Source organism: Maritalea sp. (genome assembly GCF_051251695.1).
Taxonomy (GTDB): Bacteria; Pseudomonadota; Alphaproteobacteria; order Rhizobiales; family Devosiaceae; genus Maritalea.
Map to the genome: position 1 here is coordinate 30,724 of NZ_JBPOEU010000001.1, position 19,124 is coordinate 49,847.

18 protein-coding genes are annotated in these 19,124 nt (G+C 49.6%); 5 read left to right on the forward strand and 13 right to left on the reverse strand.

Annotation, left to right across the window (positions count from 1 at the left end; translation table 11 throughout):
* Position 1: 1 nt before the first annotated feature.
* From ACSHWX_RS00190 to ACSHWX_RS00205, 4 genes are all read right to left on the reverse strand, one after another.
* Positions 2 to 379, reverse strand: coding sequence for a Na+/H+ antiporter subunit C (locus ACSHWX_RS00190; protein ID WP_435666147.1), 378 nt, complete (start codon positions 377 to 379; stop codon positions 2 to 4).
* Positions 379 to 804 carry a Na+/H+ antiporter subunit B gene (locus ACSHWX_RS00195; protein WP_435666148.1) on the reverse strand — a complete coding sequence of 142 codons (426 nt, stop codon included), beginning with the start codon at positions 802 to 804 and terminating at the stop codon, positions 379 to 381. The genes ACSHWX_RS00190 and ACSHWX_RS00195 overlap by 1 nt, the downstream gene beginning before the upstream one ends.
* Positions 801 to 3,281, reverse strand: coding sequence for a putative monovalent cation/H+ antiporter subunit A (locus ACSHWX_RS00200; RefSeq protein ID WP_435666149.1), 2,481 nt, complete (start codon positions 3,279 to 3,281; stop codon positions 801 to 803). Before ACSHWX_RS00200 ends, ACSHWX_RS00195 begins: the two co-directional genes overlap by 4 nt.
* A gap of 182 nt (positions 3,282 to 3,463) precedes the next feature.
* The gene (locus tag ACSHWX_RS00205; protein WP_435666150.1) at positions 3,464 to 4,066 is read right to left on the reverse strand and encodes a GNAT family N-acetyltransferase; all 603 of its coding nucleotides are present in this window, start codon (positions 4,064 to 4,066) and stop codon (positions 3,464 to 3,466) included.
* Between the two features lie 198 nt (positions 4,067 to 4,264).
* Between ACSHWX_RS00205 and ACSHWX_RS00210 the strand changes: the two genes are divergently transcribed.
* Both ACSHWX_RS00210 and ACSHWX_RS00215 read left to right on the forward strand, forming a co-directional pair.
* Entirely contained in the window at positions 4,265 to 6,337 is a 2,073-nt protein-coding gene (locus ACSHWX_RS00210; RefSeq protein WP_435666151.1) for a S9 family peptidase, read from the forward strand.
* Between the two features lie 135 nt (positions 6,338 to 6,472).
* Complete coding sequence (locus tag ACSHWX_RS00215) at positions 6,473 to 7,069, forward strand: superoxide dismutase (RefSeq protein ID WP_435666152.1); 597 nt, start codon at positions 6,473 to 6,475, stop codon at positions 7,067 to 7,069.
* Between the two features lie 94 nt (positions 7,070 to 7,163).
* Here ACSHWX_RS00215 and ACSHWX_RS00220 read toward each other — a convergent pair whose 3' ends face one another.
* Together ACSHWX_RS00220 and rsgA are read right to left on the reverse strand one after the other, a co-directional pair.
* Positions 7,164 to 7,643 (reverse strand): GNAT family N-acetyltransferase, encoded by a 480-nt coding sequence (locus tag ACSHWX_RS00220; RefSeq protein WP_435666153.1) that lies wholly within the window; start codon positions 7,641 to 7,643, stop codon positions 7,164 to 7,166.
* A gap of 85 nt (positions 7,644 to 7,728) precedes the next feature.
* Positions 7,729 to 8,760 carry a ribosome small subunit-dependent GTPase A gene (gene rsgA, locus ACSHWX_RS00225; RefSeq protein WP_435666154.1) on the reverse strand — a complete coding sequence of 344 codons (1,032 nt, stop codon included), beginning with the start codon at positions 8,758 to 8,760 and terminating at the stop codon, positions 7,729 to 7,731.
* Positions 8,761 to 9,105: 345 nt separating this feature from the next.
* On the opposite strand from rsgA, the gene ACSHWX_RS00230 reads away from it, so the two are divergent.
* Positions 9,106 to 9,642: a response regulator gene (locus ACSHWX_RS00230; protein ID WP_435666155.1), complete on the forward strand. Its 537-nt coding sequence runs from the start codon at positions 9,106 to 9,108 to the stop codon at positions 9,640 to 9,642.
* Positions 9,643 to 9,648: 6 nt separating this feature from the next.
* Here the strand turns inward: ACSHWX_RS00230 and ACSHWX_RS00235 are convergent, their stop codons facing one another.
* Both ACSHWX_RS00235 and ACSHWX_RS00240 read right to left on the reverse strand, forming a co-directional pair.
* Positions 9,649 to 10,215: a hypothetical protein gene (locus ACSHWX_RS00235; protein ID WP_435666156.1), complete on the reverse strand. Its 567-nt coding sequence runs from the start codon at positions 10,213 to 10,215 to the stop codon at positions 9,649 to 9,651.
* 6 nt (positions 10,216 to 10,221) lie between these two features.
* Positions 10,222 to 11,772 (reverse strand): helicase HerA-like domain-containing protein, encoded by a 1,551-nt coding sequence (locus ACSHWX_RS00240; RefSeq protein ID WP_435666157.1) that lies wholly within the window; start codon positions 11,770 to 11,772, stop codon positions 10,222 to 10,224.
* 175 nt (positions 11,773 to 11,947) lie between these two features.
* Here ACSHWX_RS00240 and ACSHWX_RS00245 point away from each other — a divergent pair, with 175 nt between their 5' ends.
* Positions 11,948 to 12,274 (forward strand): YbjQ family protein, encoded by a 327-nt coding sequence (locus ACSHWX_RS00245; RefSeq protein ID WP_435666158.1) that lies wholly within the window; start codon positions 11,948 to 11,950, stop codon positions 12,272 to 12,274.
* Positions 12,275 to 12,380: 106 nt separating this feature from the next.
* Complete coding sequence (locus tag ACSHWX_RS00250) at positions 12,381 to 13,721, forward strand: TIGR03808 family TAT-translocated repetitive protein (RefSeq protein ID WP_435666159.1); 1,341 nt, start codon at positions 12,381 to 12,383, stop codon at positions 13,719 to 13,721.
* Positions 13,722 to 13,731: 10 nt separating this feature from the next.
* Here ACSHWX_RS00250 and ACSHWX_RS00255 read toward each other — a convergent pair whose 3' ends face one another.
* The 5 genes from ACSHWX_RS00255 to ACSHWX_RS00275 form a co-directional block, all read right to left on the reverse strand.
* Positions 13,732 to 14,760, reverse strand: a complete 1,029-nt coding sequence (locus tag ACSHWX_RS00255; RefSeq protein ID WP_435666160.1) for an asparaginase — start codon at positions 14,758 to 14,760, stop codon at positions 13,732 to 13,734.
* 70 nt (positions 14,761 to 14,830) lie between these two features.
* A complete protein-coding gene (locus tag ACSHWX_RS00260) occupies positions 14,831 to 16,744 on the reverse strand; it encodes a beta-galactosidase (RefSeq protein WP_435666161.1) in 1,914 nt (637 codons plus the stop codon).
* A 2-nt stretch (positions 16,745 to 16,746) separates the two neighbouring features.
* Complete coding sequence (locus tag ACSHWX_RS00265) at positions 16,747 to 17,598, reverse strand: SMP-30/gluconolactonase/LRE family protein (RefSeq protein WP_435666162.1); 852 nt, start codon at positions 17,596 to 17,598, stop codon at positions 16,747 to 16,749.
* Positions 17,588 to 18,205: a 2-dehydro-3-deoxy-6-phosphogalactonate aldolase gene (locus tag ACSHWX_RS00270; RefSeq protein WP_435666163.1), complete on the reverse strand. Its 618-nt coding sequence runs from the start codon at positions 18,203 to 18,205 to the stop codon at positions 17,588 to 17,590. The genes ACSHWX_RS00265 and ACSHWX_RS00270 overlap by 11 nt, the downstream gene beginning before the upstream one ends.
* A complete protein-coding gene (locus ACSHWX_RS00275) occupies positions 18,202 to 19,119 on the reverse strand; it encodes a 2-dehydro-3-deoxygalactonokinase (RefSeq protein ID WP_435666164.1) in 918 nt (305 codons plus the stop codon). The genes ACSHWX_RS00270 and ACSHWX_RS00275 overlap by 4 nt, the downstream gene beginning before the upstream one ends.
* Positions 19,120 to 19,124: the final 5 nt, after the last annotated feature.

The following is a 19,124-nucleotide window of genomic DNA, read 5'->3' on the forward strand; positions in this document are numbered from 1 at the left end:
CCTAATAGCTCAAAGGTGGTCGTGGACTGTCTTCAGGTTCCGCCACACGCATTGTGTCAGTGTTGTCAGCGTTTAGTTCTTCATATGCTCGATAGGTCAGCACCAACAAGAAAGCGAACAACGAGAAACCAATAACAATCGCTGTAAGAATAAGTGCTTGTGGCAGCGGGTTCGCAATGCTTTCTAGCGGCGCATATTGCCCCTCAGGCACGATGGGCGGCACCTCTCGTGTCACGCGCCCAACGGTGAAAATCAGCAAGTTCACCCCGTTGCCCAAAATCGCAACGCCTAAAAGCATGCGGATCAGCGACCGTGACAGAAACAAGTAAATGGCAACTGTAAAAAATAGCCCAATAAGGACAGCGAGTGCGACTTCCATTAGTGCCCCTCCTCATTTTCTTCCAACGCCAACGCGATGGTTGAAATTGCGCCAAGCACCACAAAATAGACGCCGATGTCAAACATCATCGGTGTTGAAAGCGCCAGTTCCGAGCCATCACCAAGTTCAATGAACAGCCAAAGTCCTTTAAGAAAAGGCGCATCAACAAATAGCGACATAAACCCACTAATTGTAGCCATGAAAACGCCAAATCCAGCAAATGTAACAGGGTGAAAGACTAACGCTTTGCGCACTTCTTCAACCCCTGCAGAAATGCCATAGATCGCAATTGCAGAAGCCGCGATCAAGCCACCGATAAAGCCGCCGCCCGGCTCGTTATGGCCGCGCAAAAGAACGAAGATCGAAAACATAATCATCAGGGCTGCCAAATAGGGAGCAACTGTGCGGAAAATGATTGTATTCATGTTGCACTCCTCGCGCTTGCCGGTTTTCGTGTCGCTTTGCGCGGACGAGACGTGGGCTTAACGGTAGACGACTTGGTCACTGAAGACTTAGACGCAGAAGACTTGGAAGCCACCCGCTTGGATTTCGCTTTGGGTACGCCAACACCACGACGTGGGCCACCAACTCGAACGCGGATAAGTGCCAAAATCGCAATTGCGGCCGTCATAACCACCCCAATTTCGCCCAACGTATCGACGGCACGATAGTCCACCAAAATAACGTTGACGATATTTCGTCCGTGGGCAATCGGCACACTGGTTTCAATAAAGAAGTTAGTAAGCGTAAGGTCGAGGTCCGTGTTCATCACCGCAAGCAACAATGTTGTGAGGCCAATACCGCAAATCAACGCCAATCCGCCATCACGAATGACTTCCTCAAAAATACGCGTGTCCCGCTGATCAAGGTGAAGTTTGGTCATAACCAATGCCAGAATAACCACCGACAATGTCTCGACCATGAATTGGGTGAAGCCCAAATCCGGTGCGCCAAGGAGAAGGAAAATCAGGGCCACCGCAAAGCCCTGGATGCCAAGAGAAACAATGGCGACCAAACGCGTGCGGCCAAATACAACAGCAAGTAAGCCAAGCGCCGCAATCGCCAAAATGCCCCATTCATAAAAATGTAGATGTGGGATGTGCCGTGGCATCGCCGGTAGGCTGTTTGTCAGCAACATGGGCATAAATAATGCTGCGGCAAGCGCGACAAATATCAAAATCAAATATTGTTCCAGCCGCCCGTGATGGATGAAGCGTGTAACCGCGTCTGAAAACCGAATAAGGCCAAACATGAACTGATCGAACCCTTGATCTGGGCCCCAGGTCCAAACTTGCGCCACACGGCGAAGGAAGCTACGCACCTCGTTGAGTTTCCAAAACACCAACGCGCCCAAAAGCCAAGTCGCAATGGATAGAGCCAGCGGGATTGGGTCGTAATGCAACTTTAGATGGACATGTAATTCTTCGTTGAGCACCGCACCGGCAGCTGGGGCGATGAAGAAATCGCCAAACTGGGTGATCAGCACACCCGCGCCGATGCCCATAACCGCCAAAATGGCTGGTCCCACAAGCATCGATAAAGGCGCTTCGTGCGGCTTTTTGGGCGTTGACAAACGTGGCCCAAGGAACGGCTTGATCGCAATCGCAGCGCCGGCAGCCATCATTAGGGCATTGCCCAAAAGCGCGACGCCAATAATTGCATAATTCTGCCATTCGGGCACTTTAGCGAACAGATACATTTCCTCTTTGGCGAAAAAGCCCAATGAAATTGGTAAGCCTGCCATTGAGATCGCCGCAAGTACCGCGCCAAAAAACGTTACTGGCAAAGCACGCCAGATGCCGGAGACTTCTGTAATATCGCGTGTGCCCGTTTCATGGTCGATCGCCCCGACCACCATGAACAGCCCGCCCTTGTAGAACGAGTGAGCCACCAAAAACAGCATCGCCGCGAGAATGCCCTCTTTACCACCAGCGCCGATAAGCATCACCAACATGCCTAAAGAACCAAGGGTCGTATAGGCGAGCATTTGCTTCATATCCGTCTGGCGCAGCGCCAAAATGGAGCCGACCAGCAAGGTGACGCCGCCAAGTATCGTCAGGGTAATGCCCCAAGTTGGGCTCCACCCCAAAACAGGGCTCATCCGCGCCAACAAATAAATACCGGCTTTAACCATCGTGGCGGAATGCAAATAGGCCGAAACTGGTGTCGGTGCTTCCATCGCATTCGGCAACCAGAAGTGGAACGGCACTTGCGCAGATTTTGTTGCCGCGCCGAGCAAAACGAGGATAAATATGAGCAAATAGGCAGGTTGTTCGCCCAAAAACTGTGCGCTTCCCAACATTTGACTGATATTTTGCGTTCCAGTTGTAAAGGAAAGCAGAATCAATCCTGCCAACAAGGCCAATCCACCGCCACCTGTCACTACCAATGCTTGGATCGCTGCTCGACGCGATGCTTGTCGAGAGTGATCAAATCCAATCAATAAGAACGAAGTAATCGACGTCAATTCCCAGAAGACGAAAAGCGTTATGACATTGTCCGCGAGCACAAGACCCAACATCGATCCCATAAACATCAAAATAAATGAGAAAAAGCGCCCGTGGTGAATATGACCGTTTAAATAACCACCGGAATAGATAACTATGAGTGTTCCTATACCGGAAATTAGCAAACCAAAAACAAGGCTCAAGCCATCGAGATAGAAGCTCAAATCAATATTCAGATACGGAATCCAAGTTAATCTAAATGGCACGGGTCCGACATGCACAACCAAATCGATAAAACTTGCGAGGAACAAGAATATGCTCGCAGGAACAAGGGCTAGTATCCAACCAACATGGTCTGGTGCGAACCGCTTCACGGCTGGTGCAACGAATGCTGCAAGAAATGGCGCAATTGCGACGAGCAGCATCGAGAAGTCCGGCGATGGAGTTGGTGTCATTATTGCCCCTTGATTGCCTCTGGCCACAATATCTGGTGCGGGACGCATACTCGATACGTTCAATTCCGCGAATCATCCCATAGTTAACGCCATTTGACCTGTCAGCCTTTGAAACAACAAGGGTGCGCGCCTGAATTTCAGGCAAAAACCGTGCAAAACTTAAAAACAATATCCAATTGGGCTTATAGCGATTTGCCCAAGATCAAAGCGCCATCCCGCGTGACTTCTTCAAAGCCCATAGCTTGATAAAATCCGATGGCCTTTTGGTTGGTAAATGAAACACCCAAATGCAGCTTGGTCGCCCCAAGTTTAAGAAGCCTATCGCTTGCTGTTTCAATAAGCTTACGCCCCTTTCCGCCGCCCTGCGCTTCTGGCAACAGATTGATATGGAGATGGGCGGGAAAGTCATCTGCATAGTTAGGCGCCGGAGCCTGAACGCGCTCCAGCGTATCCAAGAAGTCCTGATCATTGGGTGCTTTGACTTCAAAATGCGACAATCGTTTGCACACTTCTGGCCACCAGAAGTCGCGCTGCCACGCCTCAAATGCCCTAGTATCCGGCGTCGTTACGATGTACCCAACGACCTCGCCATCCCTCTCAACAACAAAACAATTATCTGGCGAATGCACGAGGTATGGCGTCGACCAAACCAGCCCAGGCAGTTCAGGCCGAGAATAAAGACCAGACGCATCTTCGCCAGAATTTGCCGTTTTCAGACAAACGAGCGCAATCTCCATTTCGTCAGACGGCCTCGCTGTTCGAATTAGAATGTGATCCGTGGGCACCAAAATCGCTCAGTTCTTGTTTATTGCGTTTGTTTGCAGGTTGATTAGTGTGAACAAAAGCAATTCGATTCCTTCAATTTTTCAAATCAGACCATATGTAATGATATAGGTCGAGTTCAATAGAGCTGAAAAATCGTAAAGAGTTGGCGCCAAAACGCCAGCCTCGCCAGTAAAGCGTCATAGCGCGGAGAATGTTCAATGGGTAAATCCACCCCACCTATCGCCGAAAAACGTCCACATTCCATTGAAAACCACGGCATTGTACGAAACGACCCGTACAATTGGCTGCGGGATGATAATTGGCAGCAGGTAATGCATGACCCGTCTGTGTTGCAGCAGGACATTCGGGCCTATCTTGAAGCGGAGAATGACCATTTCAACGCATTTATGGGCGACCATGAAGAATTGAAAGACAAGATTTACAACGAGATCCGTGGACGCATTAAAGAAGACGATTCTTCGGTTCCGTTTAAGCATGGGCCCTTCGCCTATTTCAGCCGAACGCTGGAGGGGCAACAATATAATCAGATTTGTCGCACCAATAGAGATGGTAGCGATGAAACGATCCTGATCGACAATAATGTTGAAGCCGGTGACGGGTATTTCCGTTCTGGCGGCGCGGCGCATTCACCTGATCATAAATATATTGCGTGGTCATGTGATCGAAAGGGCTCGGAATATTTCACCATTTTCGTTCGTGATCTAGAAACCGGCAAAGAACGCGCCGACGAGATCATCAACACATCAGGTGGTGCGACTTGGGCGGCAGACAGCAAGAGCTTTTTCTATGTGATCCAAGATGACAACCATCGCCCCCATAAGGTTTTTCAGCATAAGTTGGGTGATGATACAGCCAATGATCGACTGGTTTATGAAGAAAAGAACCCCGGCTTTTTCATCGGATTGCATAAAACGAGTTCGGGCAATCTCATTCTGATCGACGCCAACGATCACGAAACCAGCGAAGTGCATTATATCGACGCGCACAATGCTGACAGTGACCCCATCCTGATTGCAAAACGGCAAGAAGGCCGTGAGTACAGCGTCGAAGATCGAGGGGACACACTCTACATCTCGACAAATGCTGATGGCGCAATCGATTTTAAGATGGTCACGACATCCATCAACTCGCCCGGTGTTGAAAACTGGCAAGATTTGATCCCTCACCGGCCTGGCATTTTGCTGCAGGGATACTTTTTAAAAGACGGCTACTTGGTGCGCAAAGAGCAGTTCGAGGGATTGCCCAGAATTATTGTTCGCGACCTTTCCACTGAACAAGAAGAAGCAATCAGCTTTGACGAAGAGGCCTATACGCTTTCAGTTGCAGGTGGTTACGAGTTTGATAGCAATGAAATCCGCTATTATTACTCATCCCCCACAACGCCGTCCCAAGTGTTTGATTGCGATTTGAAGTCAAAAGAGCGCACTTTGCTCAAAACGCAAGAAATCCCTTCTGGGCATAATCCAGCCGACTATGTGACAAGACGCCTTTTTGCGACGTCACATGATGGCGAGCAAGTTCCCGTCACGATACTTCATCGTGCGGATTTGACGTTGGACGGTTCGGCACCACTCTTGCTTTATGGGTATGGGTCCTACGGCATGTCGATGCCTGCTGGCTTTTCCGAAAGCAACCTCTCCCTAGTTGATAGAGGCATGGTTTATGCCATCGCGCACGTTCGCGGCGGCATGGAAAAAGGTTACGCGTGGTATACCAATGGTAAACGTGAGCACAAAACCAATACGTTTGACGATTTCATCGCTTCGGCCAATATGCTGATCGAAAAGGGTTACACTTCAAGCGGCAAAATCGCTGCGATGGGTGGTTCAGCCGGTGGCATGTTGATGGGTGCGGTTGTCAATAAAGCGCCCGAATTGTTTGGTGGCATTATAGCACAAGTCCCTTTTGTGGACGTCTTGAACACCATGCTGGATGACACGCTTCCCCTCACCCCGCCGGAATGGCCGGAGTGGGGTAACCCTATTGAATCAAAAGAAGATTATGACCGCATTGCGTCCTATTCTCCTTACGACAATGTCGAGGCGAAAGACTATCCGTCCCTGTTCGTTATGGCTGGTTTAACGGATCCTCGTGTCACCTACTGGGAACCAGCTAAATGGGTCGCCAAATTGCGAGCCACAAAGACTGACAACAACCCGTTGATCCTAAAAACCCATATGGGTGCGGGACACGGTGGTATGTCAGGGCGATTTGAACGGATTAAAGAAGTGGCTATGGCTTATGTTTTCGCGTTGGAAGCGACGAAATAGCCCGGGAAACTACAAAATCGCTCGGATTTAAAAAGGAATTCCTTTCTCAAGTATTGTTGTCGCGGTGAAGAGGCTTTATAAAGGTCTCTGAACTGCGGCGTATTCGCGATAAGCAAAAATAATTTGGAGGCAACTATGTCTTTTAAACTTCCTGATCTACCATACGCACATGATGCGTTGGCACCTTATATGTCAGCTGAAACTCTTGAGTTTCACCATGACAAGCACCATCAAGCCTATGTAACCAATGGTAATAAGCTTCTTGAAGGTTCAGGCCTTGAGGGCAAGTCTTTGGAAGACGTAGTGCGCGAAAGCCACGGCAAAAATGCTGGCCTTTTCAACAATGCGGCCCAGCATTATAACCACCTGCACTTCTGGAATTGGATGAAGGCAAATGGCGGCGGCGCCATTCCGGGTCAGTTAGAAGCAAAAATCAACGCTGATTTGGGTTCAGTTGCTGAATTCCGCGAAGCATTTCTAAATGCTGGCGCGACCCAATTTGGTTCAGGCTGGGCATGGCTTGTGTTGAACAATGGCAAACTTGAAGTGACCAAAACACCAAATGGCGAAAACCCATTGATTCACGGCCAAACACCACTACTTGGCTGTGACGTTTGGGAACACTCATATTATATCGATTATCGCAATGCGCGTCCTAAATACATGGAAGCATTTTTCGATTCATTGGTGAACTGGGAATATGTAGCTGAACTGTTCGACGCAGCCAGCTAATTCTTAGAATTTTTAAAAAATTCAACCCGCTTTGCCCTTGGTAGAGCGGGTTTTTTTGCGCCAAGTCGCTGCGCATTCATACGATGCCACTCAATTAGTGACTGATTTTTTGGCATTGAAGTAACATTGGGAAACCCTCACCCCAGAAATCCAAAAACTCCTCAAGTGGTTCAAAGCCGACGGTCGCGTAAAACGAACGCGTTTTTGCATAGGCTGCATTTTCACGCGATGGTCCGAGCGTTTTGACAGTCAGGTAATTTGAACCATTACTTCGCGCATATTCTTTTGCAAATTCTACGAAAGTACGACCGGTTCCTTTTCCATGATCGTCGGGTCTAATTGCCAAAAGATGGATATCCATTGACGCATCTGTGGTTTTGGTCAGAACCATTATACCGACGATTTCGCGCTCCGTTTGAGCAACAAAAACCGGGCGGGTCGCTAGATCATCTAAATAGTCTTTATAGACATCATATGGCCCAAACCAGTCGGGCAGCGCTGATAGAATGCTGTCGCAAACCTTCACACTTTCCTTTTTGCAAGTTAGTTCTGTTATTTGAACGCCCTGGGTCATGTGGTGTAATAATTCCGTCAGTATTTTCAAGTGTAAGATATACAGGGTTTATGCATTAGCCATTTGGTGGCTAGTTGAAGTGCCTTTAGTCTTTTTTCTTGCGCCGGTTGGCTTTTTGCTTTGTCACTTTGCGGACCATTTTGCCAAAAGCTTTGTCTTTGTTTCGGCGATCGGAAAGACTTGCTGAATTAAAAGCCTCTTCCGCCGTTAGTTTGCGCCATCTGGCCAATCGAGCCGCATCGATTTCCTCGGTTTCCAGTGCCTTCAATATGGCGCAGCCTGGCTCTGTTTCGTGCCGACAATCGTTGAAGCGGCATTGGGTTGTCAGGCTTTCAATATCCGCAAATAATTCGCTAATGCCTCCAGCCACATCGGTTAGCTGCAATTCGCGCATACCCGGCGTGTCCAGCACCACGCAGCCGCTAGGAACGAAATGCAATTGCCTTGTCGTTGTGGTGTGACGGCCCTTGGCATCGCCCTCGCGGGTCTCTTGGGTTTCAATTGATTGGGTTCCGGCTAAAGCATTGGTCAGCGTGGATTTACCCACGCCAGACGAGCCTAAAAACGCCACCGTTTTGCCCGGCTTGCACCATTCCGCCAACATATGTATTGCCTCATCTGTACGGGCGTTTAGGGTGACAACTGGCACTATTTTTGAAATCGCACGGGCATTTTCAACAAATTCCTCGGCGTTAGAAACAAGATCAACTTTCGTCAGCACGATGACCGGCGCGATTTCCGCTTCAAGCGCCAGCGCGATATATCGCTCCAGGCGAGCAACATTAAAGTCCTGATTGCAGGACGATACGATGAAGGTCGTGTCGATGTTTGCCGCGATTAGCTGCACGCTATATTCAGCGCCTGCTGCGCGGCGCTTAACGACACTTTTCCGGTCCAAAACCTTGCTGGATTGCAGATGTGAATGATTGATCAGCACCCAGTCGCCAACGGTCGCGTCTTGTCTTGGGGGGATCATTCCGGCGAAATCGGCACCGATGACATGCAACCCGCTACGATGCACTTCCACCACGCGAGCGGGTGGCGTATTTTCCCAATCGTCCACACTGATCTGCTGCGCAAAAAAGGACTGCCAGCCCAATCTGTCAAGTTGTGACATTTGTGTTTCTGAACTCTCGCCCAATGCGACAGGTAATAGGAATTTTGGAAATTCCGAAGTCATTGTGGCTTAACTTTCATATCTCGACCTTGGTTCGTGTTTTAACTTTTTGGGAATGGGTGTTGATTTCTATCCTACACGACGTCCGCCAATATGTGGCAACTTTTCCCACCCACGCATAGATCAAATTCATACGACACGGTTTTGGCAAAATTCGGACGTCTACTTCCCTGAAAATGGCAACAACGAAACATCATTTTTGAAGAGAAGTTGGGGAAAGCAAACTCTGATGCTTTTCATTGCGCAACTCCGGTGTTAACTCTTTGTTAACCGAAGAGGTGTGGCGTGCGAAACTTAAAAGTTATTGGTATCATTGCACAAAATCGCGCGCTTAGCTCGATTCTGTCCATGGTTCTGCGTGACTGCGAAGATGTGCGTATCCGTGTATTTGAAAGCCAAGCGGCGTTGAAATCATATTTGCGGATAGCCCCCATCCACCTGCTCATTTGTGACTATCAGCTTGCAAATTTGAGCTGTCCGGTGTTGATCGCCGCTTTGAAATGCAACCCGCAAATGCATACAGAAAACATGCAGGTCATCGCACTGACCCAAGGCATTGATCGTAAAATGCAAAAGGCAATTGGCGCTGCGGGCATTGATGAAATTATCGTGAAACCAATGTCTCCGGCCTATATTCGCGAACGCGCTGACGCTCGCTTGATGTTGCCAACAAAATATAAGCGTGTTCCCAAGCAAACAGAGCAAAAAAGCTTCCGGTCGACTTACAATGTCCAGCAAGTTGATACTGATCTACCGTGGGCTGACAATGTCATTCCGTTGTTTGGTAACCGTCAGATGACCCCGTCGCCTGAACTCAGCTAGAACGCCCTAATTCGCCAGCAATTCGGACAGTTTTTCCCATCCCTCAGCTTCACTACGCGCGAAAATCAAACGCTCAGCGGCCATTGGGTTTCCAACTGAAACTATTTCCTGAACAAAGCCACGCAACAGCAAAAATTCATCTCTTGGGGAAATACAAACTAAGGGTCTAAACCCGGACGCAATCCACGTCGTAAGGTATCGATCCAGATCAGCCATTACCGGCGGCATTACCCAAAAATGGCCAATTTGCGCCAAAACATCTTTCTCAGCCTCGCCACCCGCACTAACAAATTGCGCGCCTTCGGGTGCATTCGCCATCCCGGCTTGTTCTTCGCCATATATTGTGACTGTACCCCCGGTTGACAACGCGCCGGTTACAAGCGCTACACCGACTTCGCCCTCAGGATTTGTGCAAACAATCGTTGTGCCTTTATCCGAGAGAAACTCGCCACAGCTATGGGCTTCTTCAACGTGAATTTGTTGGGTTGCACGGCCGCGAGGCGCCAAAAACCCTACAGGGTCTTCAATGTGCTGCAGCTTGGCCAGTTTTGTTTTGGATTTAAGATTGAACAATTTAAATTACCGACCGCGTTTGAGACTACCAAGAATGCCGCGCACCAACTGATTACCCAACTGGCGGGCAACGGTACGGGCAAAGCTATTGATAGCTGATTCTGTTGACGTTTGCCGACGAGAGCGGCGGGTTTTAGATCGCGAACGCTTTGTGGGGCGATCGTCGCGATAACTATCTTCATAACCAGAACGCGGTCGCCGCATCCGGCCCCTGTCTTCACGTTCTCGCTCTTCGCGTTCTCGCTGTTTTTCTTCTTCGCGCTGGCGTTTTTCTGCGCGTTCTTCAAGCACTTCTGAGGCGGATTCTCTGTCTATCGTTTCATCATAGAGATCAGCCATCGGGCTAGCACGCAAAATCGCCTTGCGTTCTTTTACCGTTATTGGCCCCAATCGCGATGATGGGGGACGCATCATGGTGCGCCCAACAATTGAGGGGACACCTTTTTTTTCCAGTGTCGACACCAAAGCCTCACCAACACCAAGTTGAGTGATGACTTCCTCGGTATCAAAATCAGGATTTGGGCGAAATGTTTCTGCGGCAGTTCGAACTGCTTTTTGTTCGCGTGGCGTATAGGCCCGCAGGGCATGTTGTACGCGGTTACCCAACTGGGCCAAAACAGGATCAGGAATATCCAGCGGATTTTGGGTCACGAAATAAACGCCGACGCCCTTGGAGCGCACCAGCTTTACAACCTGTTCGACCTTGTTCAGCAGCGCTTTTGGCGCATCGTCGAACAACAAATGTGCTTCATCGAAAAAGAACACCAAATGCGGTTTTTCAGGGTTGCCAACTTCTGGCAATTCTTCAAACAATTCCGACAAAAGCCAAAGCAAAAATGTCGCGTAAAGCCGTGGAGATTGCATAAGTTGATCAGCGGCCAGTACAGATACAAACCCGCGCCCATCCTCATCGATGCGCATTATGTCTTTGATATCTAAGGCGCGCTCGCCGAAGAAGTTTTCCGCGCCCTGCTGCTCCAACACAAGAAGCGAACGCTGTATCGCACCAATTGATGAGCGAGAAACACGACCATAGGTCTTTGATATTTCGTCTGATCGCTCATCGATCTCGACCAAAAGCGAACGTAAGTCCCGCAAATCTAGCAGCAACAGTCCCTCATCATCAGCCAGCGCAAATGCAATATTGAGCACACCTTCTTGCACATCTGAAAGATCAAGCAGCCGCGATAATAACAATGGGCCCATATCGGAAATGGTTGCGCGGATCGGATGACCTTGCTTGCCGAACAAATCCCAAAAAATGGTCGGGAAACTCTCGTAAACATAGTCCTTAAAACCAATGTCTGACGCACGGTTTTCGAGAAAATCTTTGGGTTCACCGGCTACAGCGATGCCGGACAAATCGCCTTTTACGTCAGCGCAAAAAACAGGCACACCAGCTCGCGAAAAGCCCTCGGCCATGATTTGCAAGCTCACGGTTTTACCTGTCCCGGTGGCCCCGGTGATTAGACCATGCCGGTTCGCCAGTTTAAGATTGAGATATTCACCCCTGGTGCTGGTCCCCAGATAAACCGTACCGTCAACAAATCGTTCCATTGTGGCCCTTTGCATTTCCTCACGCGCTATATAAGACGCTCCCTTGATCAATCTCAATAGATTTTGCGCAATTTGTGGTCATCAAAACTGTTTTAAACAGAACTATTGTCATCACCCACTTGGAAACCGGACAATTCTGACCTATCTGCAAGGGGCATTTGAAACTGGGGGCACCATGTTAACGACGACAACCGACACACTACAAGGCTTAGAGATCACGGAATATTTGGGACTTGTGATGGGCGAAACCATTTTGGGCGCGAACATTATTCGCGACATAATGGCGACTGTGACTGACTATATTGGTGGCCGTTCCGGTGCTTACGAAGAAACTCTTTCAAAATCCAGAAAAGCTGCCCTAGAAGAAATGACTGATCGCGCACGCATGATGGGCGCAGACGCTGTGGTCGGCATTACCTTGGATTACGAAACCGTGGGCGCGAGAGGCTCTATGCTGATGGTCACCTGCTCAGGTACAGCTGTTCGCCTTCAAGAGAATTAGGGCCCTCAATCGAAGGGTCAGCGTTAACGCCAATAACAAGCATTGATTGCAACTCGCGCTATTTGATGATCAATTTCCATTCAAATGAGAATGGGATTCTTCTATCATGTTTACCCGACGCAAGTTTTTTCACTTTTTCGGCGCGGCATCAGCTGCAACCATGGTTTCGAACAGCAACGCATTTGCTCAATTTGGGGCAATTGATGCGAGCGAATTGGGCCTTGTGCCAAATGCTAGCGGTGATCAATCCACGGTGTTGGGTGACATTTTGGCGCGAGCAAGCCAACAAGGCCAAACGGTCTTTTTGCCTGCAGGCGAATATAATGTAAGCGACGTGCAGATCCCTTCAAATGTGGGTATTTTGGGCGCGAATGGGCGCACAATTTTACGTTCAGTTGGCGAAGCACCAGTTTTAACCAGCAATAGTGCGCGCGACATCAGCGTTGAGAATATCGTTTTCTCTGGACCCGGCGGCACCAGCACTGGCGAGAGTTTTGGCCTGTTGGATTTTACAAATTGCAGCGGTTTAGTCGTCAAGAACTGCCGCTTCGAAAATGCTGCAATGCATGGCATAAATCTTTATGGCTCTGACGGCACCATTGCGGGCAACGAATTTGGTTCGATGGCAAACGCCGCGATCATGTCGATGGATGCGAGCGAACTCACCATCACCGACAACCACGTTGATGGCTGTGGCAATAACGGCATTTTGGTTTGGCGCAGCGACAAAAGCCACGATGGAACAATCGTCACCAACAATCACATTAAAAATATTGATTGGCGCAATGGCGGCAACGGCCAAAATGGCAATGGTATCAATGTGTTCCGCGCAGCGGATGTTATCGTTAGCAACAATGTGATCTCCGATTGCGCTTTTTCGGCAATTCGGGCGAATGGCACAACAAATTGTCAGATCATCGGCAATAATTGTCGCAACCTTTCCGAAGTTGCTATTTTCTCGGAGTTCGACTTTGCAGGTTCCGTCGTCGCCCAAAACATCATTGATGAAGCCGCGCAAGGCATATCCATCACCAATTGGAACGATGGCGGCCATTTGGCGGTTTGTTCGGGCAATATTATCCGAAACATTTGGAAATCCAGTCCGACGAACCCGGATACTGTGCCGGTTGGTATTGGGGTGGAAGCCGATGTTGCGGTGGATGGAAATGTTATTGAAAATGTACCCGGTGCCGGCATTGCTGCTGGTTGGGGGCCCTATATGCGCAATATCAGCATTACGGACAATCTGATCCGGGATGTTGACGTTGGCGTTTACGTTTCTGTAGCTGATGGCGTTGGTGCTGCTCAAGTGAAGAGCAACCTCATCAACAACGCACGGCGCGGCGCGATCGTCGGCGCCCGTTGGGATGATTTTGTTGAAATGGACCTACAAAAGAACGCGCAAAAATACCCATTTCTGAGCGTTGATAATAACCAGATTGGGTAGTCGATATAGACTAGAAGTAACTCGCGATTGCGGTAGCTGACTGCAACTGACCAACTTCAAAGCCGCGCCAGTTTTTCTCTGGTTGAGCTGTCTTCGTTGCCAAGACTTGCTGAATAGCATCTGGGTGGCCGCCAATGGCACTCAGTAAGCCTGCAACAATTGCATGGGCCGCAGCCATATTGCCGTCATCACACTTTAGGGCAAACCCCAAATTGCGGCCGCGTAAAGCGCCACAAAACACCCCTGCTGCGCCAACTTTTAGCATTAAGTCGCCCGCAAAAACATTCATTGCATCGGTATCGAACCCACCAGTTCCGGCCACAAGTTCGGCATTTGTCGCTGCCGCTTTAAACAAACGATCGCCCGCGTTCGCGTAGATTGCTGGAAGATCATTTGAGCCTGACGACATCTTTGCAAAAGCCTGTGCAAAACTGACCAATGGCGCACCCCAAGTTGGGATGGAGCACCCATCACGTCCACAATGATCAGGCGTCAGTTCAACGCCTAGAACGCGCTCAACGCACTCGCGCACCAGCACTTGCACCGGGTGATCTCGTTCAATATAGCCGACCGAACTTACCCCAAGGGCTTTGGCGACCGCCAACATGCCGGTGTGTTTCCCCGAACAATTATTATGCAAAGCAGAAGGCTGCGCACCTGTGGCACGAAGGGCCGTCCGCGCAATCTTGTTCATCGGCGCGTGGGCGCCACATTCTAAATCAGCACTGGTTGCACCGATTTTCTCCAGAAAACGCAAAACCCCATCAACGTGGAATTGCTCACCTAGATGGGACGAACACGCTAGTGCTAAATCCTGATCATTTAAGTTGAATTTCTCAACCGCGCCGCTTTGAAAAAGAGCAAGTGCTTGCAAGGACTTAATGGCAGACCGAGGGTAGATCAACGCATTGACGTCCCCTGCACTGCCTACAATCGCGCCATTTTGATCAACCACACAAAAAGCACCGCGATGCCGGTTCTCAATCATGTTGCCGCGAATATATTCGGCGAGGACTGGATTTGCTTTTTGCTCGGTCATTTTGAACTCTCGATCTGAAAAATATCTCCCCAAAGGCACTATCAGAGAATTCAAGCCGATGAAATAGATTTTAGGTCGAGCTTTTAGGTTTCCAAAACACGCCTGCGGGTTCAATTGTTTGGCCCGCGATCTCTTGAGCCGTTGCACCATAATTGAAATAGAAGTGCTGTGTGCGTGTATCGCGTCGCCGCACGCTGGCTGGCATAATTTCAGTTTCGATCTGATTTTGTGCGCAAATTTGACCGAGTACCCGACCAAGTGCGGATTGGTCCAGCCACGCGGCTACATAGATCATGTTGTTTTGTTCAACAACGGCAGGGACACCTTTAAGTGTCTTCTCAACAACGTTAAATTCGCCCGAAATTTCCTCACGCCATTTACCAAGAGCGCCGCCATTTTCAAGTTCGATGCTTATCGTGCTCCGAAGGCTTTCAACATATTCAATCGTGCAATTCAGCCCCGGTAAATTGGGCGGTAATGGCGTGGGAATTGCAAACTCAGAGGTTTTAGCATTGGTGCGTGGACCGGCCAGCACCGTGCCGTCAAAGTTCTTGATAGCTTGACGCAATGGATCGCTAAGTGTTGTCAAACCGGGGATCAGAACCAATTTGTAGGCCGAAAGATCAGCGCAGGTCGGCGGCAAAATATCAACTGAGAGCCCAAGTTTTCGAAGCGCGCAATAATGGTCAAATACCAAATCAAAATAATGGCAATCTTTGCCTTGAGGCTGAATATCTGTCGCCCAATTACTCTGATAATCAAAAACCAGCGCCACGTCCGATTGGACATGATCATCGTCCCCCAAATCATTCAACTCGCGAACAACTTGCGCCGCTTCGTCGAACGCTGGAGCCGTTTCGCTATCGGGGCGCAACAAACCAGAATGCATTTGTTCCTGTGCAAATGGGGCTTGTCGCCAGCGGAAATAAACCACATTTTCTGCTCCATGGGCGAAAGCTTCCCATGTCCACAGTCGAACCATACCCCGCAACGGAGCCGGATTGTATGGTGCCCAGTTCACCGGCCCGGGTTGCTGTTCCATCACCCACCAGCGTCCCTTGCCGACTGCACGATATAGATCATGGTGAAACGCTTGAAAGTCTGGGTGACCTTGCCGTGCATGATCATGCTTAAACTGATCATCAGCAACAATTCGGTCTTCCAAGAAACCCAGCGGATAGCTGTCCCAGCTAGCAATGTCTAAATCATCACCAACGTCGAAATGATCAAATTCGGTAATGCGTCCCATGTAATTGTGAGCAACGGGTGCATCTGTATATTGGCGGATGATATCCACTTGCTGACGGTTAAACTGCACAACTTGGTCGGAAGAAAAGCGCCGAAACGCCATACGATGGGCCGGATTGGCTTCCGTCACCGTTAAGTTCGGCAAGTCAATTTGTTCGAACGACGAGTATTCCATCGACCAAAACACGTTACCCCAAGCTTCGTTAAGCGCTTGAATTGTTTTGTATTTCGCCTCGCACCAAGCCCGAAATGCCTGCTGAGCGGGGGGCGAATATGAAATCACGGTGTCGTGGCAGCCATATTCATTGTCAGTTTGCCACGCCACAACGTGCTTGTTCAGCCCATAACGTTTGGCGAACATTTCAGTAATCCGTTGGCTTTCGGCCTGAAAACCAAGATGGGAAAAACAATAATGGCGGCGGGAACCAAACTTGCGCGGATTGCCCTGCTCGTCGACCGCGACCATGTCCGGATGGCGGTCGATCATCCAACGTGGTGGCGTGGCGGTGGGGGTTCCCAGAACAACCTTGAGGCCCGCTTTTCCGAGCACCTCAATGGCCTCGTCTAGCCACTGCCAATCGAATTCGCCGTATGCCGGTTCAATGCGGCTCCATGCAAATTCGCCTATGCGCACCCATTGCAAGCCCAACTTGGCCATACGCTGGGCATCTTCTGGCCACTGTTCGCGGGGCCAGTGTTCAGGGTAATAACAAGTGCCGAGTGCGCGTTTGACCATGTTTACAAAATGACCTGATGTTCTTGTTGGCCCTTAATGCCAATATCAACAAGGAAGGTTTCACCCGCTTGGGGTTCTTCTTTTTCCAAGTCGACTTTTGCGGATGTGATGTGCATTTTGTCTAAATTTTCGCCGCAAAAAGCTGGGCAAGTGATTTGGCTCGCTGGAAGTTTGATTTCTGACAAAAACGAACCATTTTCAGAATATTGTGCGACGCGTCCCGCGCCCCATTGTGCGTTCCAAAGATTGCCATTAGCATCGACAACCGAGCCATCCGGGTTCAATTCTTCTGCTGCTAAATCTACAAATATGGAGGGCTCGCCCATCGGCCAACCTTCATTTTGGTCTAGTGCGACCTGCATGATTTTCTTGGTCACTGTGTCGGAGAAATAGGCTGTTTGTTTGTTGGGTGAAAAGCAGATCGAGTTTGGAATATCAATATTTCCAAACAGTTGGCGGACTTCACCACGATAGTAGCGATAAATTGCTCCGGCAGCTGGCTCTGCTTTTTTGCCCATCGTACCGATCCAAAACCCGCCAAACGGGTCAGCTCGTCCATCATTGGAGCGGGTGATCGCATTGTCTTTTTCGATATCGGCAATACGGGTTTGGTCGCCATTGTTCAAATCAAATTTGAACAGGCCAAATTCGTCGGCAATCAGCAAATTGTCCTGATCCAGCCATCCGGCGGCGGAAACATGTCGATTAAACTGGGTTTGTACCGTTTTAGTCTCGAAACGTCTCAAAAGCTGTTTTTCAATAATATCGAACCAGAAAAACTCGCCTCTTTTCGGGTGCCACAATGGCCCCTCGCCCAAACTGCACTTTGTATCGTCAAAAGTTTCAATCTTCATTCGCAAATACCGCGTCGTAGGCTTTCACAATTTTATCCGCTTTTTGGCGAACCGTGGATGCATTATCGCCCGGCTTATAGATCGCGGTGCCGATACCAAATCCGTTTGCACCTGATGATTTCCATTCATCAAAATTATCCGGACCCGCACCGCCAACTGCATAGGCGTCGATTTGTGCTGGCAAAACAGCGCGCAATGCCTTCAGCCCTGATGTGCCCAGCACACTTGCTGGAAACAGTTTAAGCGCATCTGCACCTGCATGAATGGCGGCGAAGCACTCGCTGGCGGTAAAGACACCAGGGAATGACTGCATACCTGCGGTTTTGGTGGCTTTGATGACGTCAACATTGCAATCCGGCGAAACGACAAATTGACCATTATTCGCGGCGAGCTCGGCGACATTTTCAACGCTCAGAACCGTTCCCGCGCCAATGATGGCTTGCTGATCAAAGGCTTGTCGCATGGCAGCGATGCTTTTAAACGCCTGTGGCGAATTGAGCGGCACCTCGATCATGGTGATGCCTGCATCGATGATTTCACGCGTAATTTCAACGGCTTCGTGCGGTTGAATGCCGCGCAAAATGGCGATTACTTTACGGTGGTTCATGATGCTTGTTCCAGTGCGGAAACGGCCACGGCGTGCAATCCGCCCAACGTCATCATATCGCCATCCGCAATTGTTGGCTGACAATTGTAGAACCCAAGCGCTCTATTGTAGTGCTCGGCCAATTTTGGATCACCGATGATGCACACATCATTTGATGACCATAAATGTTCGGTTGCCCGCAATTCCATCCCGATCAGCAAACCTGACAAACGAGCGCGCGCTTCGTTTGCGGGCAAATCGTGCAGCATGGATTGTGGCCTGATCGCGAAAAGCTCTTGGCCCATCTGTTCGGGCGTCTCCATGGAAAGTTTAACCCCACCGATAAAGGCTGAACTGTCCCAACCACGACCGCCAACCGAATGACGCAACACCGAGTTTTTGGACAAAAGACCAAAAAGTTCGCCCGTCATAAAGGTGGTAAAATGCTTGACCGTGCCGTTTTCAACTGTTGCCCATTTCGAATGGGTGCCGGGAAGACAGACCACACCGCTAAATGTTGGCATGCTGGCTAAAAACCCAGCAATTTGAGTTTCTTCGCCGCGCATGACGTCTGCTGGTTTATCTTGTGAAAGACCCGGCACAATTAGCACTTGCACGCGCGGATCAGCCGTTGGTGCTTCAACCAATTGTTGATTGCGTGGCGGCGTACACGGAGTGCTCAGATATGCAGCTTCAATCCACCCCTGTTTGGCCCCAACCATACCGCAAGCAAATGCGATGAGCGGGTTTGTGCGCCCAGCAAGCCAAGGCTCGATTTGTTGGATGAAAACCGGTTCAAACTGGTCTTGCTTGAGGCTGCCCATGCCTTGATCACTTTTGACGTGATCCAAGATTTGACCGCCTGGCCCCATGGCCCAAGCCCGAAAATGCGTTGTGCCCCAGTCAAGAGCAATCCATTCAATCTTATTGTTCATTTTGA